Annotated in this window: 16 protein-coding genes; 3 read left to right on the forward strand and 13 right to left on the reverse strand. The window is 43.8% G+C overall.

Features of this window, described 5'->3' with window-relative positions:
• Positions 1-13: 13 nt before the first annotated feature.
• The 13 genes from I4V44_RS05290 to I4V44_RS05350 form a co-directional block, all read right to left on the reverse strand.
• Positions 14-976 carry a hypothetical protein gene (locus I4V44_RS05290; protein WP_226839742.1) on the reverse strand — a complete coding sequence of 321 codons (963 nt, stop codon included), beginning with the start codon at positions 974-976 and terminating at the stop codon, positions 14-16.
• 63 nt (positions 977-1,039) lie between these two features.
• The gene (locus I4V44_RS05295) at positions 1,040-1,750 is read right to left on the reverse strand and encodes a polysaccharide biosynthesis tyrosine autokinase (protein ID WP_118566290.1); all 711 of its coding nucleotides are present in this window, start codon (positions 1,748-1,750) and stop codon (positions 1,040-1,042) included.
• 21 nt (positions 1,751-1,771) lie between these two features.
• Positions 1,772-2,551 carry a YveK family protein gene (locus I4V44_RS05300; RefSeq protein WP_055059399.1) on the reverse strand — a complete coding sequence of 260 codons (780 nt, stop codon included), beginning with the start codon at positions 2,549-2,551 and terminating at the stop codon, positions 1,772-1,774.
• A 140-nt stretch (positions 2,552-2,691) separates the two neighbouring features.
• Positions 2,692-3,438 (reverse strand): CpsB/CapC family capsule biosynthesis tyrosine phosphatase, encoded by a 747-nt coding sequence (locus I4V44_RS05305; protein ID WP_055057883.1) that lies wholly within the window; start codon positions 3,436-3,438, stop codon positions 2,692-2,694.
• Between the two features lie 147 nt (positions 3,439-3,585).
• On the reverse strand, positions 3,586-4,662 hold the full coding sequence (rpsA, locus tag I4V44_RS05310) for a 30S ribosomal protein S1 (protein ID WP_008704462.1): 1,077 nt from the start codon (positions 4,660-4,662) through the stop codon (positions 3,586-3,588).
• Positions 4,643-5,521, reverse strand: coding sequence for a 4-hydroxy-3-methylbut-2-enyl diphosphate reductase (ispH, locus tag I4V44_RS05315; protein WP_196002444.1), 879 nt, complete (start codon positions 5,519-5,521; stop codon positions 4,643-4,645). Before ispH ends, rpsA begins: the two co-directional genes overlap by 20 nt.
• An 18-nt stretch (positions 5,522-5,539) precedes the next feature.
• Positions 5,540-6,211, reverse strand: coding sequence for a (d)CMP kinase (gene cmk / locus I4V44_RS05320; RefSeq protein WP_196002445.1), 672 nt, complete (start codon positions 6,209-6,211; stop codon positions 5,540-5,542).
• Between the two features lie 185 nt (positions 6,212-6,396).
• Complete coding sequence (locus I4V44_RS05325; protein WP_196002446.1) at positions 6,397-7,740, reverse strand: NAD(P)/FAD-dependent oxidoreductase; 1,344 nt, start codon at positions 7,738-7,740, stop codon at positions 6,397-6,399.
• Positions 7,741-7,956: 216 nt separating this feature from the next.
• Complete coding sequence (locus tag I4V44_RS05330; RefSeq protein ID WP_008704465.1) at positions 7,957-9,369, reverse strand: oxaloacetate decarboxylase subunit alpha; 1,413 nt, start codon at positions 9,367-9,369, stop codon at positions 7,957-7,959.
• Positions 9,370-9,511: 142 nt separating this feature from the next.
• The gene (locus I4V44_RS05335) at positions 9,512-10,660 is read right to left on the reverse strand and encodes a sodium ion-translocating decarboxylase subunit beta (RefSeq protein WP_008704466.1); all 1,149 of its coding nucleotides are present in this window, start codon (positions 10,658-10,660) and stop codon (positions 9,512-9,514) included.
• 16 nt (positions 10,661-10,676) lie between these two features.
• Complete coding sequence (locus I4V44_RS05340; protein WP_008704467.1) at positions 10,677-11,045, reverse strand: biotin/lipoyl-binding carrier protein; 369 nt, start codon at positions 11,043-11,045, stop codon at positions 10,677-10,679.
• A gap of 27 nt (positions 11,046-11,072) precedes the next feature.
• Positions 11,073-11,828 carry an OadG family transporter subunit gene (locus I4V44_RS05345; RefSeq protein ID WP_055201366.1) on the reverse strand — a complete coding sequence of 252 codons (756 nt, stop codon included), beginning with the start codon at positions 11,826-11,828 and terminating at the stop codon, positions 11,073-11,075.
• A 14-nt stretch (positions 11,829-11,842) separates the two neighbouring features.
• Positions 11,843-13,279 (reverse strand): acyl-CoA carboxylase subunit beta, encoded by a 1,437-nt coding sequence (locus I4V44_RS05350; RefSeq protein WP_008704469.1) that lies wholly within the window; start codon positions 13,277-13,279, stop codon positions 11,843-11,845.
• Between the two features lie 559 nt (positions 13,280-13,838).
• Here I4V44_RS05350 and I4V44_RS05355 point away from each other — a divergent pair.
• The 3 genes from I4V44_RS05355 (at position 13,839) to aroD (ending at position 17,784) form a co-directional block, all read left to right on the forward strand.
• A complete protein-coding gene (locus I4V44_RS05355) occupies positions 13,839-15,836 on the forward strand; it encodes an oxidoreductase (protein WP_022381144.1) in 1,998 nt (665 codons plus the stop codon).
• A gap of 39 nt (positions 15,837-15,875) precedes the next feature.
• Positions 15,876-16,754: a shikimate dehydrogenase gene (locus tag I4V44_RS05360; protein ID WP_196002447.1), complete on the forward strand. Its 879-nt coding sequence runs from the start codon at positions 15,876-15,878 to the stop codon at positions 16,752-16,754.
• Between the two features lie 268 nt (positions 16,755-17,022).
• On the forward strand, positions 17,023-17,784 hold the full coding sequence (aroD, locus tag I4V44_RS05365; RefSeq protein ID WP_196002448.1) for a type I 3-dehydroquinate dehydratase: 762 nt from the start codon (positions 17,023-17,025) through the stop codon (positions 17,782-17,784).
• Positions 17,785-17,900: the final 116 nt, after the last annotated feature.

Raw genomic sequence — 17,900 nt, forward strand, 5'->3', positions numbered from 1 at the left:
TTCAGTTATCTCATCAGTTTTTGCTGATATAATTAAGCTCCTGCAATTTCTGTAATATTGCCTCTGCCATTGCCTGCTGAGCCTCATAGGTAGAAGACGGCTGTGCAGTCACATCTGCAAGACTGATATAGTGTTCTCCCCATTTCTGGCTGAGCACCTGATCCAGTGCTTCAGAGGTTACGCTTCCGTCCATAGGGCGTGTTCCTACTACAATAAACTGATCTTTATTCTGAAATGTATTTAAAATCTGTTCCTGCTGGTCTGCCAGTTCTGCAGGATCATGATTCCAGCCGCCATAATAGCCCATGAAGATAACAGGAATACAATCCATATCATTTCTTGTAGTCTGTTCTTCTGTCAGATCACGTATTCCGGTCTCTGTTACATTCAGCTGGGCACCGTTTGCAGCCTGCTGATGTTTAGTAATATAGCTCTGAATAGTTTCATCACTTACACCAGCCATCTTCATCATGGAGAGAGTGCCGCCTCCCTGAAGCGTTTTATTGAGCACTGTCATATTATAGCCATTATCGGTCAGAAGCTTCTGAAGTACTGTCATATAGGAATATGTATTGGATTCTTCCCCATTGATCAGATCATCTCCCCAGCACACAATACCTGAAGCAGCTGCCGTCGCATCTTTTGTATCTTCTGTCTTATCTGCATCTTCTGTGTCAGCTGTATCCGTTTTTTCTGTGTCTTTTGTGTCTTCTGTGTTCTTTGATTTAATGTCTTCTGTATCTTCTGCTTCTTCGGAAGATATCTCCTCCAGCTCTTTTGCACGTTCTTTTACTGCTTCGTAATCTTCAATCCCACTCTGCTGGTCGTCCGCAATTTCTGACAGGTGTCTGGATTCCTTCTGTTCCGATTTATAACTGGTCACAAGAATAAAGCCCAGGAGAACTGCCAGCAGAATGCAGATAAAGCCCAGTAAGATATTCGTCTTTTTTATTTTTTTATTCCTTATTTTGCTCACTTTTCCAAATTCTCCTTTATCATTAATCATGGTTTCTGTCTTACTGCCAGATAACAGCCCGTATTATTTAATCTGGGCTTCTTCGTCACTTCTGCGATAATACTCTCCATAATGCTTATAATAAGAAGAATAATATTTGTCATCACTGGTATCTATCTTGTTCATAACAGCTCCAAGAATACGGCATCCGCTTCTTTCCAACTGTTTAAATGCTTTCTGTGCATCCCGGTACCTGACATTTCCCGGTTCGATCAGAAAGACTGCACCATCGCAGCATCTTCCGATCACTGCCGCATCAATTACTGTTCCGATAGGCGGTGTATCGATCAGGATATAATTATAATATTCTCTGATTTCCTTTAAGAATACCTTAAAGATATTCTCACTGAGAAGTCCTGACGGGTTCGGTGCATTTGGACCTCCGAATATGATATCCATATTCGGAAAGTTTGTAGAATAAATAACCTCCTGTAATCCCACCTGACCGCTCAGAAGCTGTGAGAGACCTTTCACTTCCTCTTCCACACCCAGTCGTCCGGCATATGCAGTCTTCCTGATATCCGCATCCAGAAGGAGAACCTTCTTGCCAATGCTCCCAAGCTCCTGGGCAAGACTGAGTACTATATCACTCTTACCTTCGTTTGGATAACAGCTTGTAACCAGAATTGTCTTTATGCTCTGACCCGACAGCTGAATATTGGTACGCAGAGTTTTGATCGCCTCACTGTAAAAATAATCCGGATTTCTTTTATCTGTTAAATTGAGTTTCTTCATTGCTCAGATTCCTCCATCAGTTTAATGGTGCTTCTTATTCTTGTTCTTTGATTTCCTGTTCTTCGAATTTATAAAATCTTTTCTGTCAGGAACCTTGGCAAGAACAGAAACTCCCAGGTATTTCTCAATATCTTCCTCTGTCTTAATAGTATCATCCATTACAGCGTATACAACCACGATTGCCGCACATGCAAGGAAACCGAGTAAGAAGCCGAGTGCTGCATTCTTCTTTACGCTTGGAGAAGTTCTTACAGTAGCAATCTTACCAACTTCAATAATCTTTGGCGGAATAACTTCCATTTTATCGCCAATATAGGATGAAGAAACATTCGCAATCTCATCTACGATCTTCTTTGCCATTTTAGAATCTGTATTATTGACAGTAATCTCAAGGATACGGGTATCTGTAGGATTATTGATACTTACGCTTCCTTTCAGCTGTTCTGCAGTCATATCCAGATCCAAATCTGAAATCACCTGTTCCATCACAGGGGTACTTGTGATCAGAACTGTATAATCACTGGTCAGGCTGGCACCTAACTGCAGATCCGCCAGTGATGTCAGTGTGGTTTCTTTCGAAAGTACAAGGATACTGGATGTGGAGCTGTAGATCGGTGTCATTAAAAACTGCGTATATGCTGCTGCAATACAGCCTCCGACAAGAGCAACCATCAGTACCAGAAGGATTTTTTTCTTGAGCGCATAAAATATTTCCAGTAAGTCGATTTCGACTTCATCATCATTTGCATCGGGTCTCTGTGCTTTGCTGCTCTCAAAGTTACTGTTCAAATTGTCTAACATCTGATAATTTCCTTTTCCCTTTTTTCTTTATAGTTTTGTACATTACTGTTCACAGGTAATATTCTGTCTTATGTATTTCTGAAAGTAAACAGCAAAATTGACATAAACCGATTTTATTGTATATCAGCCAATAAAAAAAGTCAATCTGTAGCCTCATGTTTTTGTTTCTGTTTCAGAATTTCTGCAGGATTATGAATAAACAGTTCATCTGCATAGTCCTGCCCGAATTTCGCTGAAACCATACGATATGCCTCTCCAATCCTGCTGCTCCTCTTTGCACTGTTGTGACAGTCTGATCCGACGAAATGAAGGAGTCCGTCTTTCATGATTTTATTACAGTACCGTTTAGTAAAAAATCCGTCTTTTCCTGTGATGCTGTCTGCATTGATCTGCATATAGACGCCCATATCTGCCAGTTCTTCCACAAAATCCAGACTATTGCGTGTGGCTTCGTAACGTTCTATATGTGCCATGATCGGCTTATATCCTCCGGAGAGCAATGCACCGAGACGTTCCCGTATATAGCTTTCTTCCGAGTTATGGGAAAATTCTGTAAGAACATACCGCGAACCGGCCATTGTCATTACTTTCTGTTCTCTGAGCATGGGAAGCATCTCCATATTAGCGTGAAACTCACATCCCAGATACACATGGAGATCCGGGCTGATCTCTGATGCCGCTTTCTCCACCAGTCTGAACTGCTCTCTGACTTTCTCCGCAGGTGTTTCAAACATCCGAAAGCGGAAATGGGGAGTTGCAATAACCGTCCGCACGCCCTGTTCATATTCCATCCGGAGTAATTTTACGGTTTCTCCTATATCTGTGGCTCCATCGTCTACACCGGGTACAATATGACAGTGTATATCATAAATTCCTTTTATGGACATCCTATAATTCCTTCCTGACTGTCTGCAGCATTTCTGATGCTCCTGTAACTGCTGACCACATTCGTAATCTAAAAAAACAATCAACCGGCTCTGTATGATCATCCTCATACAAAGCCGGTTTCTGAATATTTATGAGTATTCTCTTGATTATTCTTCTGTAGCTTCCTCAGCCGGTGCCTCAAGAGCTTTCATGCTCAGGCTAATCTTCTTGTCTTCGCCGTTGAAGTCAACAACCTTAGCTTCGATCTCCTGTCCGATGGAAAGTACGTCTGAAGGTTTGGCAACGTGCTCTCTGGAAATCTGGGATACGTGAAGGAGTGCGTCTACTCCTGGTGCAAGCTCTACGAATGCGCCGAAGTCTGTCATACGTGCAACTTTACCTTTTACTACGTTTCCTACAGCGAAGTCCTCAGCTGCTGTGAGCCATGGATTTGCTTCCGGGAATTTAAGGGAAAGTGCAATCTTCTCTCCGTTGATCTCTTTGATAAGAACTTTAACTTTATCGCCAACAGTGAATACTTTCTTCGGGTTCTCTACTCTGCCCCAGGACATTTCGGAGATGTGAAGAAGTCCGTCTGCTCCGCCAAGATCGATGAATGCACCGAAATCTGTAACGTTCTTAACTGTTCCTTCAACTGTGTCGCCAACATGGATCTTCTCCATTAATTCTTTCTGTTTCTCTGCTTTCTCAGCAAGAAGAAGCTGCTTACGGTTACCGATGATGCGGCGTCTTCTCGGGTTGAATTCTGTGATAACGAATTCGATCTCCTGATCTGCATATTTGGAAAGGTCTTTCTCGTATGTGTCGGAAACCAGACTTGCAGGAATGAATACTCTTGCTTCGTCTACGTTTACACAAAGTCCGCCGTCAAGTACCTGAGTTACAGGAGCTTTTAATACTTCCTGATTCTCAAATGCTTCTTCAAGACGTTTGTTGCCTTTCTCTGCTGCCAGTCTCTTGTAAGTAAGAGTAACCTGACCTTCTCCATCATTTACTTTGAGAACTTTTGCTTCCATTGTGTCTCCAACGTGAACAGCATCTGTGAGTACAAGGCTTGCATCGTTAGAGTATTCGTTCTTTGTGATAATACCGTCTGCTTTATAACCGATATTCAGAATAATCTCATCTTCTTTAACATCGATGACAGTACCCTGTACAATCTCTCCATTTCTGATAGTCTTTACGGAATCTTCCAGCATTTGTTCAAAACTTAATTCTGACATGTTCTTGAACCTCCTCAATAATTTTGTTTGGGGTGGAAGCCCCTGCTGTAATACCTACATAACTACTGCATTGGAACATTTCAGAATCCAAGTCTACAGGTGTTTGTATATAGTAAGTATTTCCACATTCCTTTTTACATATTTCAAACAGCTTTTGAGTATTGGAACTATGCCGGCCGCCTACGACCAACATAGTGTCTACCTCTCCGGCTATGTTTTTTGCTTCTCTCTGCCGTTCTTCGGTAGCATTACAAATAGTGTTTAAAATATTGAGAATATTTAAAACATTATTATCATACCTCTTTTTGCAAAGAATTTCAACTAAATCTTTAAATTTGTTGTAATTAAATGTCGTCTGGGACACAATACTTATTTTTTTGCCTTTTGGGGGTACAAATACTTCGGCTTCTTCTTTGTTTCTGATCACCGTGTACGGTCCCTGACACCAGCCACAGATGCCCTGTACTTCGGGGTGGTCTTTGTCGCCGATGATGATGATGTGGTTTCCTGCAAGGCTTTCTTTTTCCACGATCCTGTGGATTTTCAGAACGAAGGGGCAGGTCACATCTACATAAGAGATGTTTTTTTCTTTCAGCTTATCGTAGATGGCTTTGCCTACACCGTGAGAGCGGATGACTACTGTTCCGTTCTGCAGGGTATCATCCGGGAAATCCAGGTCTGCTTCTGTGATAACGTGGACGCCACGAGCTTCCAGATCCGCTACTACGCCTTCGTTGTGGATGATCGGGCCCAGAGTGAAAATAGGTTTCTGTTCTGTGTCTATGAGTTCGTAGACTTTGTTCACTGCACGTTTGACGCCAAAGCAGAAGCCTGCTGTTTCTGCTACTTTTACTTTCATAAAATAATCCTTCTTAAATTATTTCTGCACTTTTTCCTTATATACATTAAGAATCGCATTTACAACATCATCAATTCCCATTTCCGAAGAATCTACAAGCACTGCGTCCTCTGCCTGTTTCAGAGGGGAGATTTCGCGGTTCATGTCGCGTTCGTCGCGCTCGATGATGTCTTTTCGGATCTGGTCCAGGTCGAAGGGTTCTCCCTTCTGCTCATATTCCAGTGCTCTTCTTTTTGCTCTGGTGTCTGCGCTTGCTGTGAGGTAGATTTTTACTTCTGCGTTTGGAAGAATGGTTGTGCCGATATCTCTGCCGTCCATGACTACGTCGTTTTTCTCTGCCAGAGTTCTCTGAAGTTTCAGAAGATGAGCTCTGACTTTCGGGTTTGCGGAACTTTTGGATGCCATGTTTCCTACTTGTTCGGTGCGGATCATAGCATTTACGTTCTCTCCGTTGAGGATGACAATCTGTTCTCCGTTTTTGTATTCGATGGAAATGTCAGCGCCGGAACATACGGCTTCGATCTCTTCCTGATTTTCTCCGTTTACGCCATGGTTCAGAAGATATAAAGCCATTGCCCTGTACATGGCTCCTGTATCTACATAGATAAATGATAATTCTTTCGCTACTTTCTTTGCGATGGTGCTCTTTCCTGCTCCTGCAGGTCCGTCGATGGCTATGTTACATCCCATTTTCGTGGTTCCTCCTGTTTCTATTATTCAAACAGATTTTCTCTGTTTTATTATTAATGTTTATTAATCAGTCAAGCGGATATTCGCAATCCACTTCGCTACTTGCTCATAACCGAATCATAGATATAATTCGCATACACGGTACTCATCATCTGCTTGTTTCTGTTGTTTCTATAGTAAGCAGCTTACTGTATGGCCTGTGCTGCCAGATATGCGGTAGACCAGGCAATCTGTAAGTTATATCCACCTGTCACTGCATCCAGATCCAGTACCTCGCCTGCGAAGTAAAGACCTGAGATTTTCTTTGATTCCATCGTTCCGGGATTGATCTCTTTGACAGAGACGCCGCCTCTGGTGATGATGGCTTCTTTAAACTCACCCATTCCTGTGATTGTGAAGGGGAAGGCTTTGATAAGGTCAATGAAGTGCTGGCGTTCTTCTCTGGAGATATCGTGGATTTTCTTCTCTGCGGGGATTCCACCCAGTTCCAGCATTACCGGCGTCAGAGATGACGGGAAAAGTACGCCAATCACATTCTTGAACTGTTTGTTTGGTCCTGCTTCAAATTCACGCAGGATCCTGGCATCCAGTTGTTCTCTGGTGAGTGCAGGCTTCAGATCCAGATATGCGGACAGTTCGCCGTTTGGTGCTTTTGCCAGTTTTGCACCGATGTGGGCACTGGCGGAGAGGATCATGGGGCCTGTGACTCCGAAATGGGTGAACATCATCTCTCCGAAATCCTCATAGAGTACTTTCTTTCCATTCTTTATGGTGAGTCCTGTGTTCTTAAGGGAAAGTCCCTGAAGCTTAGGGACATAGTCTTCTTTTGTCTTTAATGGCACAAGGGAGGGAGCAATGTCCGTGACTTTCAGTCCCAGTTCTCTTGCGAAGCGGTATCCGTCACCTGTGGAGCCTGTACTCTGATAAGAGAATCCACCGGTTGCCACGATGACTGCATCTCCTTCCATGAAGGTTCCATCTGTAAGGATGACTCCTGTGATCTTCTCCTGCGGTATGTCAGGTGATTTTTTTCCTTTTCTGCCTTTTCCTGCACCAGATCCTGATTCTGTTAATGTAGCTTCTGATTCCAGGGTATTTGCCGAATCTGTTACAGGTTTCTTTACGATTTCCTGCACAGCAGTGTGAAGATGAATCTTTGCTCCTGCTTTCTTCAGCTCACGCTCCAGAGCGCGGATGATGTCTGAAGAATGGTCAGACTGTGGGAATACTCTGTTTCCACGCTCTACCTTCAGAGGGACACCTGCTTTCTCAAAGAACTCCATTACATCCTGAGGGGTAAATGAATAGAAACTGCTGTAGAGGAACTTGGGATTGCTCATCATTGCAGGAAAGAGTTCTTCTGTGTCGCAGGCATTTGTCACATTGCATCTGCCTTTTCCTGTGATGAAGACTTTCTTTCCCAGTTTCTCGTTCTTCTCTAATATATGAACTTCATGATGATTACGGGCTGCAAAAACCCCTGCCATCATTCCGGCGGCTCCGCCGCCGATTATTATAACTTTGCTCATGGAATATTCTCCTGTATTTATTTTACCCTGCAGATTGTCTATTTCATCATAGTTCCACGTTTCCGCTTCACTAAGATCAATATAGATATGTACCACTGGCAGCATATACCCATTGGCACATTATATTCCCGGGTATCATATTCTTTCATAATAACGCAAAGGAGCCTGCTTACGCAAGCTCCTTTTTTCGTTTGGACATATTTAATTACTGATCAATTATACAGGATATGCTCCGTTCTTTTTATCAGCTGCTTTCTCGTCAACTTTTGTTTTCTGAGCCTGACGGTATTTGAAGAAGTCCATAGCTACCTGTGGGAACAGTGCGTATGTTAATACGTCTTCATCCTGTTCCTTGTACTGAGCCATTTCGCTCTCAAGTTTCTCAAGCTCGTTGTCAAGAAGGTCTGCCGGACGGCATGTGATCGGTTTCTCATCGCCGATGCACTTCTTCTGTACTTCCGGATTAAACGGTTTTACAGTTGCGCCGTATTTTCCTAACAGGATATCTTTTGTTTCTTTTGTAACCATTTTGTATCTCTCGCCCATGAGTACGTTGAATACAGCCTGTGTACCAACGATCTGTGAAGACGGAGTAACAAGTGGCGGTTCACCAAGGTCTTTACGTACACGCGGAACTTCCTCGAGAACATCGTAGAATTTGTCTTCTGCGTGCTGTTCTTTTAACTGGGAAGTCAGGTTGGAGAGCATACCGCCCGGTACCTGATACAGTAAAGTCTTGATGTTAACACCAAGGTTCTTCGGATTGAGCAGTCCGCTGTCAAGAGCTTCGTCACGGATTGGACGGAAGTAGTCAGCGATCTCGGAAAGAAGCTTCTGATCAAATCCTGTGTCGTATGGTGTATCCTTGAATGTCTCAACCATAACCTCTGTTGCAGGCTGGGATGTTCCCAGTGCAAATGGAGACATTGCTGTATCAATGATATCCACACCTGCTTCTACTGCTTTTAAGTAAGTCATGGAAGCTACACCGGAGGTGTAATGTGTATGAAGGTCGATCGGGATCTTAACTGTTTCTTTTAATGCTGTAACAAGCTCTGTAGCTTTGTTTGGAAGGAGAAGACCTGCCATATCTTTGATACAGATGGAATCAGCGCCCATATCTTCAATACGTTTTGCAATGTCTGTCCAGTATTCCAGTGTGTAAGCATCTCCTAATGTATAGGAAAGAGCTACCTGTGCATGAGCCTTCTCTTTGTTTGCAGCGCTTACTGCTGTCTGCAGGTTACGAAGGTCATTGAGGCAGTCAAAAATACGGATGATGTCGATTCCGTTTGCAGCTGATTTCTGTACGAAGTATTCTACAACGTCATCTGCGTATGGACGGTATCCAAGGATATTCTGTCCACGGAAAAGCATCTGAAGTTTTGTGTTCTTGAAGCCGTCACGTAATTTACGAAGTCTTTCCCATGGATCTTCGTGAAGGAAACGAAGGGATGCATCGAATGTTGCACCACCCCAGCACTCTACTGCGTGATAGCCGACTTTGTCAAGTTTATCTACGATCGGAAGCATCTGTTCTGTGGTCATACGTGTTGCGATCTGGGACTGATGAGCATCACGGAGAATGGTTTCCACAATTTTAACAGGTTTTTTCTCTAATTCTGCCATTATTAAATCTCCTTTATAGTTCTGTTTAATCGGATATTCGCAATCCGCTTCGCTACTTGCTCATAACCAAATAGCTGCTCCGCAGCTTATCAGAAGGAGTTGCACTCCTCCTGATACAAGCAAGATAGCTTGCTTGATTTGGTTATACTCCGAAAATAGCCATGAATGTTCCGGCTGCTACGGCTGTACCGATAACACCGGCAACGTTCGGGCCCATTGCGTGCATCAGAAGGAAGTTTGTAGGATCTGCCTCTGCACCCACTTTCTGGGATACACGGGCTGCCATAGGTACTGCGGATACACCTGCGGAACCGATCAGCGGGTTGATCTTTCCATGAGTCAGTTTGCAGAGCAGTTTACCAAGCATACATCCACCGAATGTACCGATTGCGAATGCAACAAGACCTAAAACTACGATCTTCAGAGTATCTGCGTTTAAGAATGCTTCTGCACTTGTGGAAGCACCTACGGATGTACCCAGAAGGATAACTACGATATACATCAGGGCATTGGATGCTGTTTCTGTCAGCTGTTTTACAACACCGCACTCTCTGAACAGGTTACCAAGCATGAGCATACCAACCAGCGGAGCTGTTGTAGGCAGGATCAGGCAGACAACGATTGTGATAACGATTGGGAACAGGATCTTCTCCAGTTTGGAAACCGGGCGAAGCTGATCCATTTTGATCTTACGTTCTTTCTCTGTTGTGCAGAGTTTCATGATAGGCGGCTGGATGATCGGAACCAGTGACATATAGGAATATGCTGCCACTGCGATCGGTCCCATCAGTGCAGACTGTCCAAGTTTACCTGCAAGGAAAATGGAAGTCGGGCCGTCAGCACCACCAATGATGGAGATAGCTGCTGCTGCTTTTCCGTTGAATCCAAGGAAGATTGCAAGGAAGTAAGCTGCATAGATACCAAGCTGTGCTGCTGCACCCATCAGGAAACTGATCGGGTTGGCAATCAGCGGGCCGAAGTCTGTCATGGCACCTACACCCATGAAGATCAGGGATGGTAAGATACTCCACTCATCAAGGATGTAGAAATAATGAAGAAGTCCGCCTACACCGTTAGACATATCTTCCGGATTTGCCATAATGTCCGGATAGATATTTACAAGCAGCATACCGAATGCGATAGGAACAAGCAGAAGCGGCTCGAATCCTTTCTTGATAGCAAGATAAAGGAATACGCAGGCTACTGCGATCATCAGGTAATTGCCCCATGTCAGATTGAAGAATGCTGTCTGGTGAATCAGGTTGGACAATGTTTCTGTTACATAAGACATTTGACTACCTCCCGTCTTAGTTCATTGTTGCTAAAGTATCTCCGTTTTCTACAGAGGCACCTTCTGCAACATCAATGCTTGCGATAGTACCGTCCTGAGGAGCTACTACAGGGATTTCCATTTTCATGGATTCAAGAATAACTACGCTGTCTCCGGCTTTTACTGCCTGTCCAACGCTTGCTGCTACTTTGACAACTTTACCAGGTACGGAAGCAGTTACTTTCACTGCGCCGGCGCCTGCTGCAGGAGCTGCTGCTTTCGGAGCTGCTGCAGGTGCAGCCTTAGGTGCTGCTTTTGGAGCTGCTGCAGGAGCGGATACGCTTCCTGTTTCTTCAACAGTTACTTCATATGCTGTACCATTTACTGTAATTGTATAGCTTTTCATTTTAAAATCCTCCTAAATAAATGACAATTATCTTCTATTTCTTTTTACTTTACGGATGGAACGAACTACGAAGCCATCTGTTGTAGTTCCTTCTGCTGCTGCGATAGCTGCTGCGATAACAGCTACCAGCTCTCCGTCATCTGCAAGGTTCTCTTCTGCCTGTGCAGGTGCTGTCTGTGCGATGGCTGCTGCCTCTGCCTCTTTTGCAGCTTTGGCTGCTTTTGCTTCTGCTGCTTTCTTTGCTTCCGGATTCGGAATAAATCTAAACAGAGAAATCAGAAGGCTTAATAAAATCAGCATTACGAATACAGTTCCAATACCCATCAGAGTATTAAGACCTGCTCTCTGAAGAGTCTTGCCCATACCATACTGTACATCTACAGACATGGAAGTCGGTGTTCCCTGTGAGTCAAAGACATATACAAAGTTTGCTTCTGCTTTCTCAAATTTAAGAGGAACAGTAACTGTGTACTGATCATCTTTGAAAGTTACAGTAGTTTCACCATTGCTGTCCTTCTTTGCGCCAAGTTCATCCTTGGATGTCTGCCAGGACTGCATGGCACTTGTTGTAAAGTCATCTCCTGAACTCATGTAATTCTCGATTTCTTCATCTTTAAGCTGGACAATGGCATCTGTCAGTCCTTCTGCTGTAGTTACCAGTGTGGACTTAACAGTATCATCAACCTTATCTGCGGCAAATACCACAGAGGTGCTGCCAATCACCAGCGCAGCCATTACGAGAAATGTCATGAATACAGAAGTTATTTTTTTGATCATTTTCATATGCGTCACCCCGCTTAGACCGTTCCATGTTTCTTAGACGGACGATCTTCTCTCTTTGTGAACAGCATCTCAAATGCACCGATTACATATTTTCTTGTGTCAGCCGGGCTGATCACAGTGTCAACATAGCCTCTTGCTGCTGCGGAAGCAACACCATTCTGAAGCTCTCTGTACTGAGCAGCTTTTTCATTCAGTTCAGCAGCATCTGCATCTGCATACATGATCTTGGCTGCCAGGGAAGCATCCATCATACCAATCTCTGCGTTATCCCATGCATATACAAGGTCTGCACCAATAGATTTGCTGTTCATTGCCACGTAAGCTGTACCGTAAGCTTTGCCGATGATCACATTTACCTTCGGAACAGTTGCATCTGCGAATGCAGCTACCAGTTCACCTACGGATTTCGCCATCATCTTCTCGCTGCATAAGGTTGCCATGAAGCCTGTTGCGTTTGTAAGTGTAAGTACCGGAATATCAAAAGCGTCGCAGAATTTCACGAAATCTGCTGCTTTTCTTGCGCCTCTTGCAGAGATGCTTCCGTCAAATGTTTCTGTTTTCTTGCCTTCTGCGTCATATACTTCGCTTCTGTTTGCAACAGCACCTACTGTAGCGCCGTTTAAACGGATAAAGCCTGTAACCATGTCTTTTGCATAGTCTGCTTTTGTCTCGAAGAATTCACCGTTGTCAGCGATCTGGGAAAGTGCGATTGCTGTGTCACCTGCACAGTTTGCAAGATCTGCGCATACGCGGTTAAGATCATCTGTACACTCTGTGTAATTGTCTGTGTCTTCATTATTAGAAGGAAGAAGTGATACTAAGGAACGGATCTGGCCAAGAATCTCATCCTCTGTACCAACGCCATCAATCACACCTGTCTCTTTGCTCTGGAAATCAGCTGCTGCTGTGTCGCATTTGTCTGTGTTGTTTCCTTCCAGTGCGTTTGGTGTGTTGACGAACATTTTTCCTTTTTTGGATTCCATGAATGTGAAATCTGTCAGGGACGGGATAACTGCCATACCACCGCCACATGTTCCGAAGATTGCTGTGATCTGCGGGATCACACCGGATGCCAGTGTCTGTTTCAGATAGATCTGTCCGAAAGCTTCCAGTGCGTCTGTTGCTTCCTGAAGACGGATACCTGCACAGTCAACAAGTCCGATAACCGGAGCGCCTGTTTTCATGGCAAGATCATAAAGTCTTGTGATCTTCTTTGCATGCATTTCACCAACAGTACCGTTTAATACAGATGCATCCTGGCTGTATACATAAACCAGTTTGTCATCGATCACACCATATCCGGTGATAACACCGTCAGATGGTGCCTTGTTTGCAGTCATGTTGAAATCTGTGGATCTGGCTGTTACACCCTGTCCGATTTCGACAAAACTGTTTGCGTCAAGCAAAGAAGTAATTCTTGTGCCTGCTAAGCTTTGTGTTGCATTACTCATTCTTGTTTGCCCTCCATCTTTATGAGAATATTTAAAAGTTAACCCAAAAATTTAGCCGATTTTAATTTTACCTTTTCCGGCAGAAAATTTCAACATTTATTTGTCATTTTCGTTAAAAATATAGCAGAAAAATTTGTCAGGTTTCTCCAAATTTTGTTTTTTTGAGCATTTCTTCCTATTTAATAGAGGGTATTACGGTTATTTTGTATTGTCCCGTATTTCACCCTCTCCCGCAAACCAGTGTATCGACAAGTTGATTTCTCGAACAATCCTGCGTCTGAATTTCTTATTTCTATCCTGCAAGACTGTTTCAAGAATCAACTTGTCGGCACACCAGAGCGTGTTTGAGGTAACTATACCACTCACTTGTCTGCGAATCCGACTGCACAGGTATAAAAGTCTCAGCAAAACCATAGATGTTTTTTATTATATAGCACGAATTATCAATTAGATTTATGGATTATCCCATTATATAATTAACACATCAAAGAAATTCAGGCCACAACTAAAGCACTGAACAATTATAGATCCAACAGAAAATTTCAGGAGGAAAGACGTAATGAAAAGCAATTACCAGCATATTTTCACACCACTCACAGTAAAAAATATGACTATCAAAAACCGTATCGTTATGATGCCTATGGGAACCAATTACGGGGAACAGAACGGCGAAATGAGTTTTCTTCACATTAATTATTATAAAGAGCGTGCCAAAGGCGGCACAGGTCTGATCATCGTAGAGAATGCAAGCGTAGATTCTCCGCAGGGTTCCAACGGAACTACTCAGCTTCGTATTGACCACGACAACTATCTGCCGCGTCTGTACAAATTCTGTGAAGAGATCCACAAATATGGTACCTGTATTGCGATCCAGATCAACCACGCAGGTGCTTCCGCTGTTTCCGCACGTACAAATATGCAGCCGGTTTCCGCATCTGATGTTCCGTCCAAAGAAGGCGGAGAAATCCCGCGTCCGTTATCAGTGGAAGAAATCCATCACATTGTAAAGAAATACGGCGAGGCTGCAAAGAGAGCCCAGGCTGCAGGTTTTGACGCAGTAGAAATCCATGCGGGACATTCCTATCTGATCAGCCAGTTCCTCTCTCCTCTTACAAACAAACGTACAGATGAGTTCGGCGGATCTGTGGAAAACAGAACACGTTTCTGCCGTATGGTCATTGAGGAAGTAAGAAAACAGGTCGGACCTTTCTTCCCGATCATGCTCCGTCTCAGCGCAGATGAGCTGATGGAAGGCGGCAACACTCTCGAGGATACTCTTGAATATCTGGAATATATTCAGGATGAAGTTGATATCTTCGATGTTTCCTGCGGTTTAAACGGTTCTATCCAGTATCAGATCGATGCCAACTACATGAAAGACGGATGGCGTTCCTATATGCCTAAAGCTGTCAGAGAGAAATTCGGCAAACCATGTATCTCCATGGGAAATATCCGTAACCCAAAGGTTGCCGAGCAGATCCTCGCTGACGGCGATGCAGACCTGATCGGTATGGGACGTGGTCTTATCGCAGAACCTGCATGGGTAAACAAAGTAGCTACAGGCAGAGAATGTGACCTTCGCAAATGTATCTCCTGTAACATCGGATGTGCAGGAAACAGAATCGGCTTTAACCGTCCGATCCGCTGTACTGTAAACCCGGCTGTTCTGGAAGGTGATGTTTATAAGAATCAGAAAGTGAACAAAAACTGTAACGTTGTAGTAATCGGAGGCGGTACTGCCGGACTGGAAGCTGCCTGTACAGCCGCAGAAGTAGGCTGTAATACCTTCCTTCTGGAAAAAGGTGAGACTCTTGGCGGTCTTGCTTCTGTGATCTCTAAGATTCCTGCAAAGAAGCGTCTGGCTGATTTCCCGAACTATCTGATTCACAGAGCAGAGCAGCTTGAGAATCTTTATATCTTCACAAACACAGAAGGAACACCGGAAAATATCCGCAAATTCCATCCGAACCTGATCGTAAGCTCCACAGGTTCCGCGCCACTGCTTCCTCCGATCAGGGGACTTCACGACCGCATTGACAAAGAAGGCAGCAAGGTTGCTTCTATCCTGGGAATGATCAATCACATCAATGACTATCCGGAAGATATGACAGGCAAGAAGGTTGTTGTTGTGGGCGGCGGTGCTGTTGGTCTTGATGTTGTGGAATTCTTTGCAGCAAGAAACGCTGAGATTTCTATTGTGGAGATGATGGATCAGATCGGACGTGACCTGGATCCTGTTACAAAGAATGACATGAAGGACCAGATGAAGAAACATCATGTGGCCCAGCTTACAAAGACAGCTCTTCAGGAAGTAAAAGACAGCTCTTTCCTTGTAAAAGATGCAGAAGGTGAACGTGAGCTTCCATTTGACTACGGATTCGTATGTCTTGGTATGAAAGCTCAGGGACAGCTTTTCGCAGAGCTTTCCGATGCTTTTGTTTCTGATGATGTTGAGATCCTGAACATCGGAGACAGCAAACGTGCAAGAAGGATCATCGACGGAACTCTGGAAGGAAGAAATATCCTTAATACACTGACTCAGATGGGATACCTTTAATAAAAACCTTTACAACAAAATACGAAAGGGGATATTATAATGGCTGAAAGAATTACCGGACATACTGAATTAATCGGTCTGATGGCTTACCCGATCCGTCACTCCAGCTCTCCTGCAATGCAGAATGAGGCTTTTGCAAAACTCGGGTATGACTACGCTTACCTTGCTTTCGAGGTTGGCGCAGATGAAATTGAGGATGCAGTAAAAGCAATCCGTACTCTGAAAATGAGAGGATCCAATGTTTCCATGCCAAACAAAACTCTGGTTGGAAAATACCTGGATGAGCTTTCTCCTGCTGCAGAATTATGCGGTGCAGTTAACACGATCGTAAATGACAACGGTCATCTTACAGGTCATATCACTGACGGTATCGGATTTATGTCTGCCCTGAAAGATAATGATATTGATGTGATCGGAAAGAAAATGACTATCGTCGGTGCAGGCGGTGCTGCCACTGCTATCGAGATCCAGGCTGCTTTGGACGGCGTTGCCGAGATCACAATCTTTAACCGCAAGGATGAATTCTGGGATCGTGCAGTATCCACAGTAGAGAAGATCAACACAAAGACATCCTGCCATGCAGTTCTTTATGATCTGGCAGACCTTGATAAACTGAAAGCTGAGATGAATGACAGTTTTATCTTTGTCAATGCTACAGGTGTGGGAATGAAACCACTGGAAGGACAGTCCGTTGTTCCGGACAAATCTTACTTCCGTCCTGAGCTGATCGTTATAGATGTTCCTTACTCTCCTCTGGAAACAAAAATGCGTTCCATGGCCAAAGAAGTAGGATGCAAGACAATGAATGGTCTGGGAATGATGTTATTCCAGGGTTCCGCTGCATTTGAGTTATGGACAGGCGAACCAATGCCTATCGAACATATGAAAGAGATTCTTCACATCTCCTATGATGACTGATACCTGATGGTATCTTCAGTAAAGATATCTCATATTGTGATGCAGAACAAATCATTTCACTGATCTTTCTGCACATAATATTTGATATATACCGCTTTTCGGCGTACTGCAGGAGATGTACTGATATATTACTCCGCGCAGAATGTACATATCCTGCAGTTTGCTTCAAAAAGCTGTTGATCATGCGGTTATGTTACGGTTATTCTTATAACAGTTCCATAATAATCCGGAACTACTATAATACAACAGAAAATATGAGGATAAACAGATGAACACAGTTCAGGTAAAAAACACTGTGATCGGCGAGGGCAGACCTAAGATCTGCGTTCCCATCGTAGGAAAAACAAAAACAGACATTCTCGAAGAAGCCAAAAAAATCCCTACTCTTCCTGTTGATGTAGTTGAGTGGCGTGTAGACTGGTTTGATGATGTCTTTGCTACTGAGAAAGTATTAGAAACCACTAAAGAGCTTCAGGAAGTTTTAAAAGACATTCCTGTTCTCCTTACATTCCGTACTTCCAAAGAAGGCGGTGAGAAAGAAATTTCTGTAAATGACTATGCTGCTTTAAATATTGCAGCTGCTCAGAGCGGTTATGTAGATTTAATTGATGTAGAAGCATTTACAGGTGATGAAGTTGTTAAGACAATCATCAATGCTGCTCATGAGGCAGGTGTAAAGGTAATTGCTTCCAACCATGATTTCTTTAAGACTCCGGAGAAGGAGGAGATCATCCGACGCCTCTGCATGATGCAGGAGCTGGGTGCTGATATCCCTAAGATTGCAGTAATGCCTACCTGTAAGCAGGATGTTATCACACTGCTGTCTGCCACTCTGGAAATGTCTGAGAAATATGCAGACCGCCCGATCATTACCATGTCCATGGCAGGAACAGGCGTTGTAAGCCGCCTGACAGGTGAGACATTCGGCTCCGCTCTCACCTTCGGTGCTGCTTCCAAAGCTTCTGCTCCGGGACAGGTCGGTGTACATGAATTAAAACAGGTGCTGGATATCATTCACAGCAGCCTGTAATCTGTTGATGAATGATGTGATATCAGATGTTATTCTTGCCCATAGTCGTCTGATATCACTTCTATCTGGCAACAGAAGATTGATTTGAATTCAAATATTTTGACTCCTTAAAAAAT

This window comes from Blautia sp. 1001283B150304_161114_C9 (assembly GCF_015668165.1).
In the GTDB taxonomy this organism is placed as follows: Bacteria; Bacillota; Clostridia; order Lachnospirales; family Lachnospiraceae; genus Blautia_A; species Blautia_A wexlerae.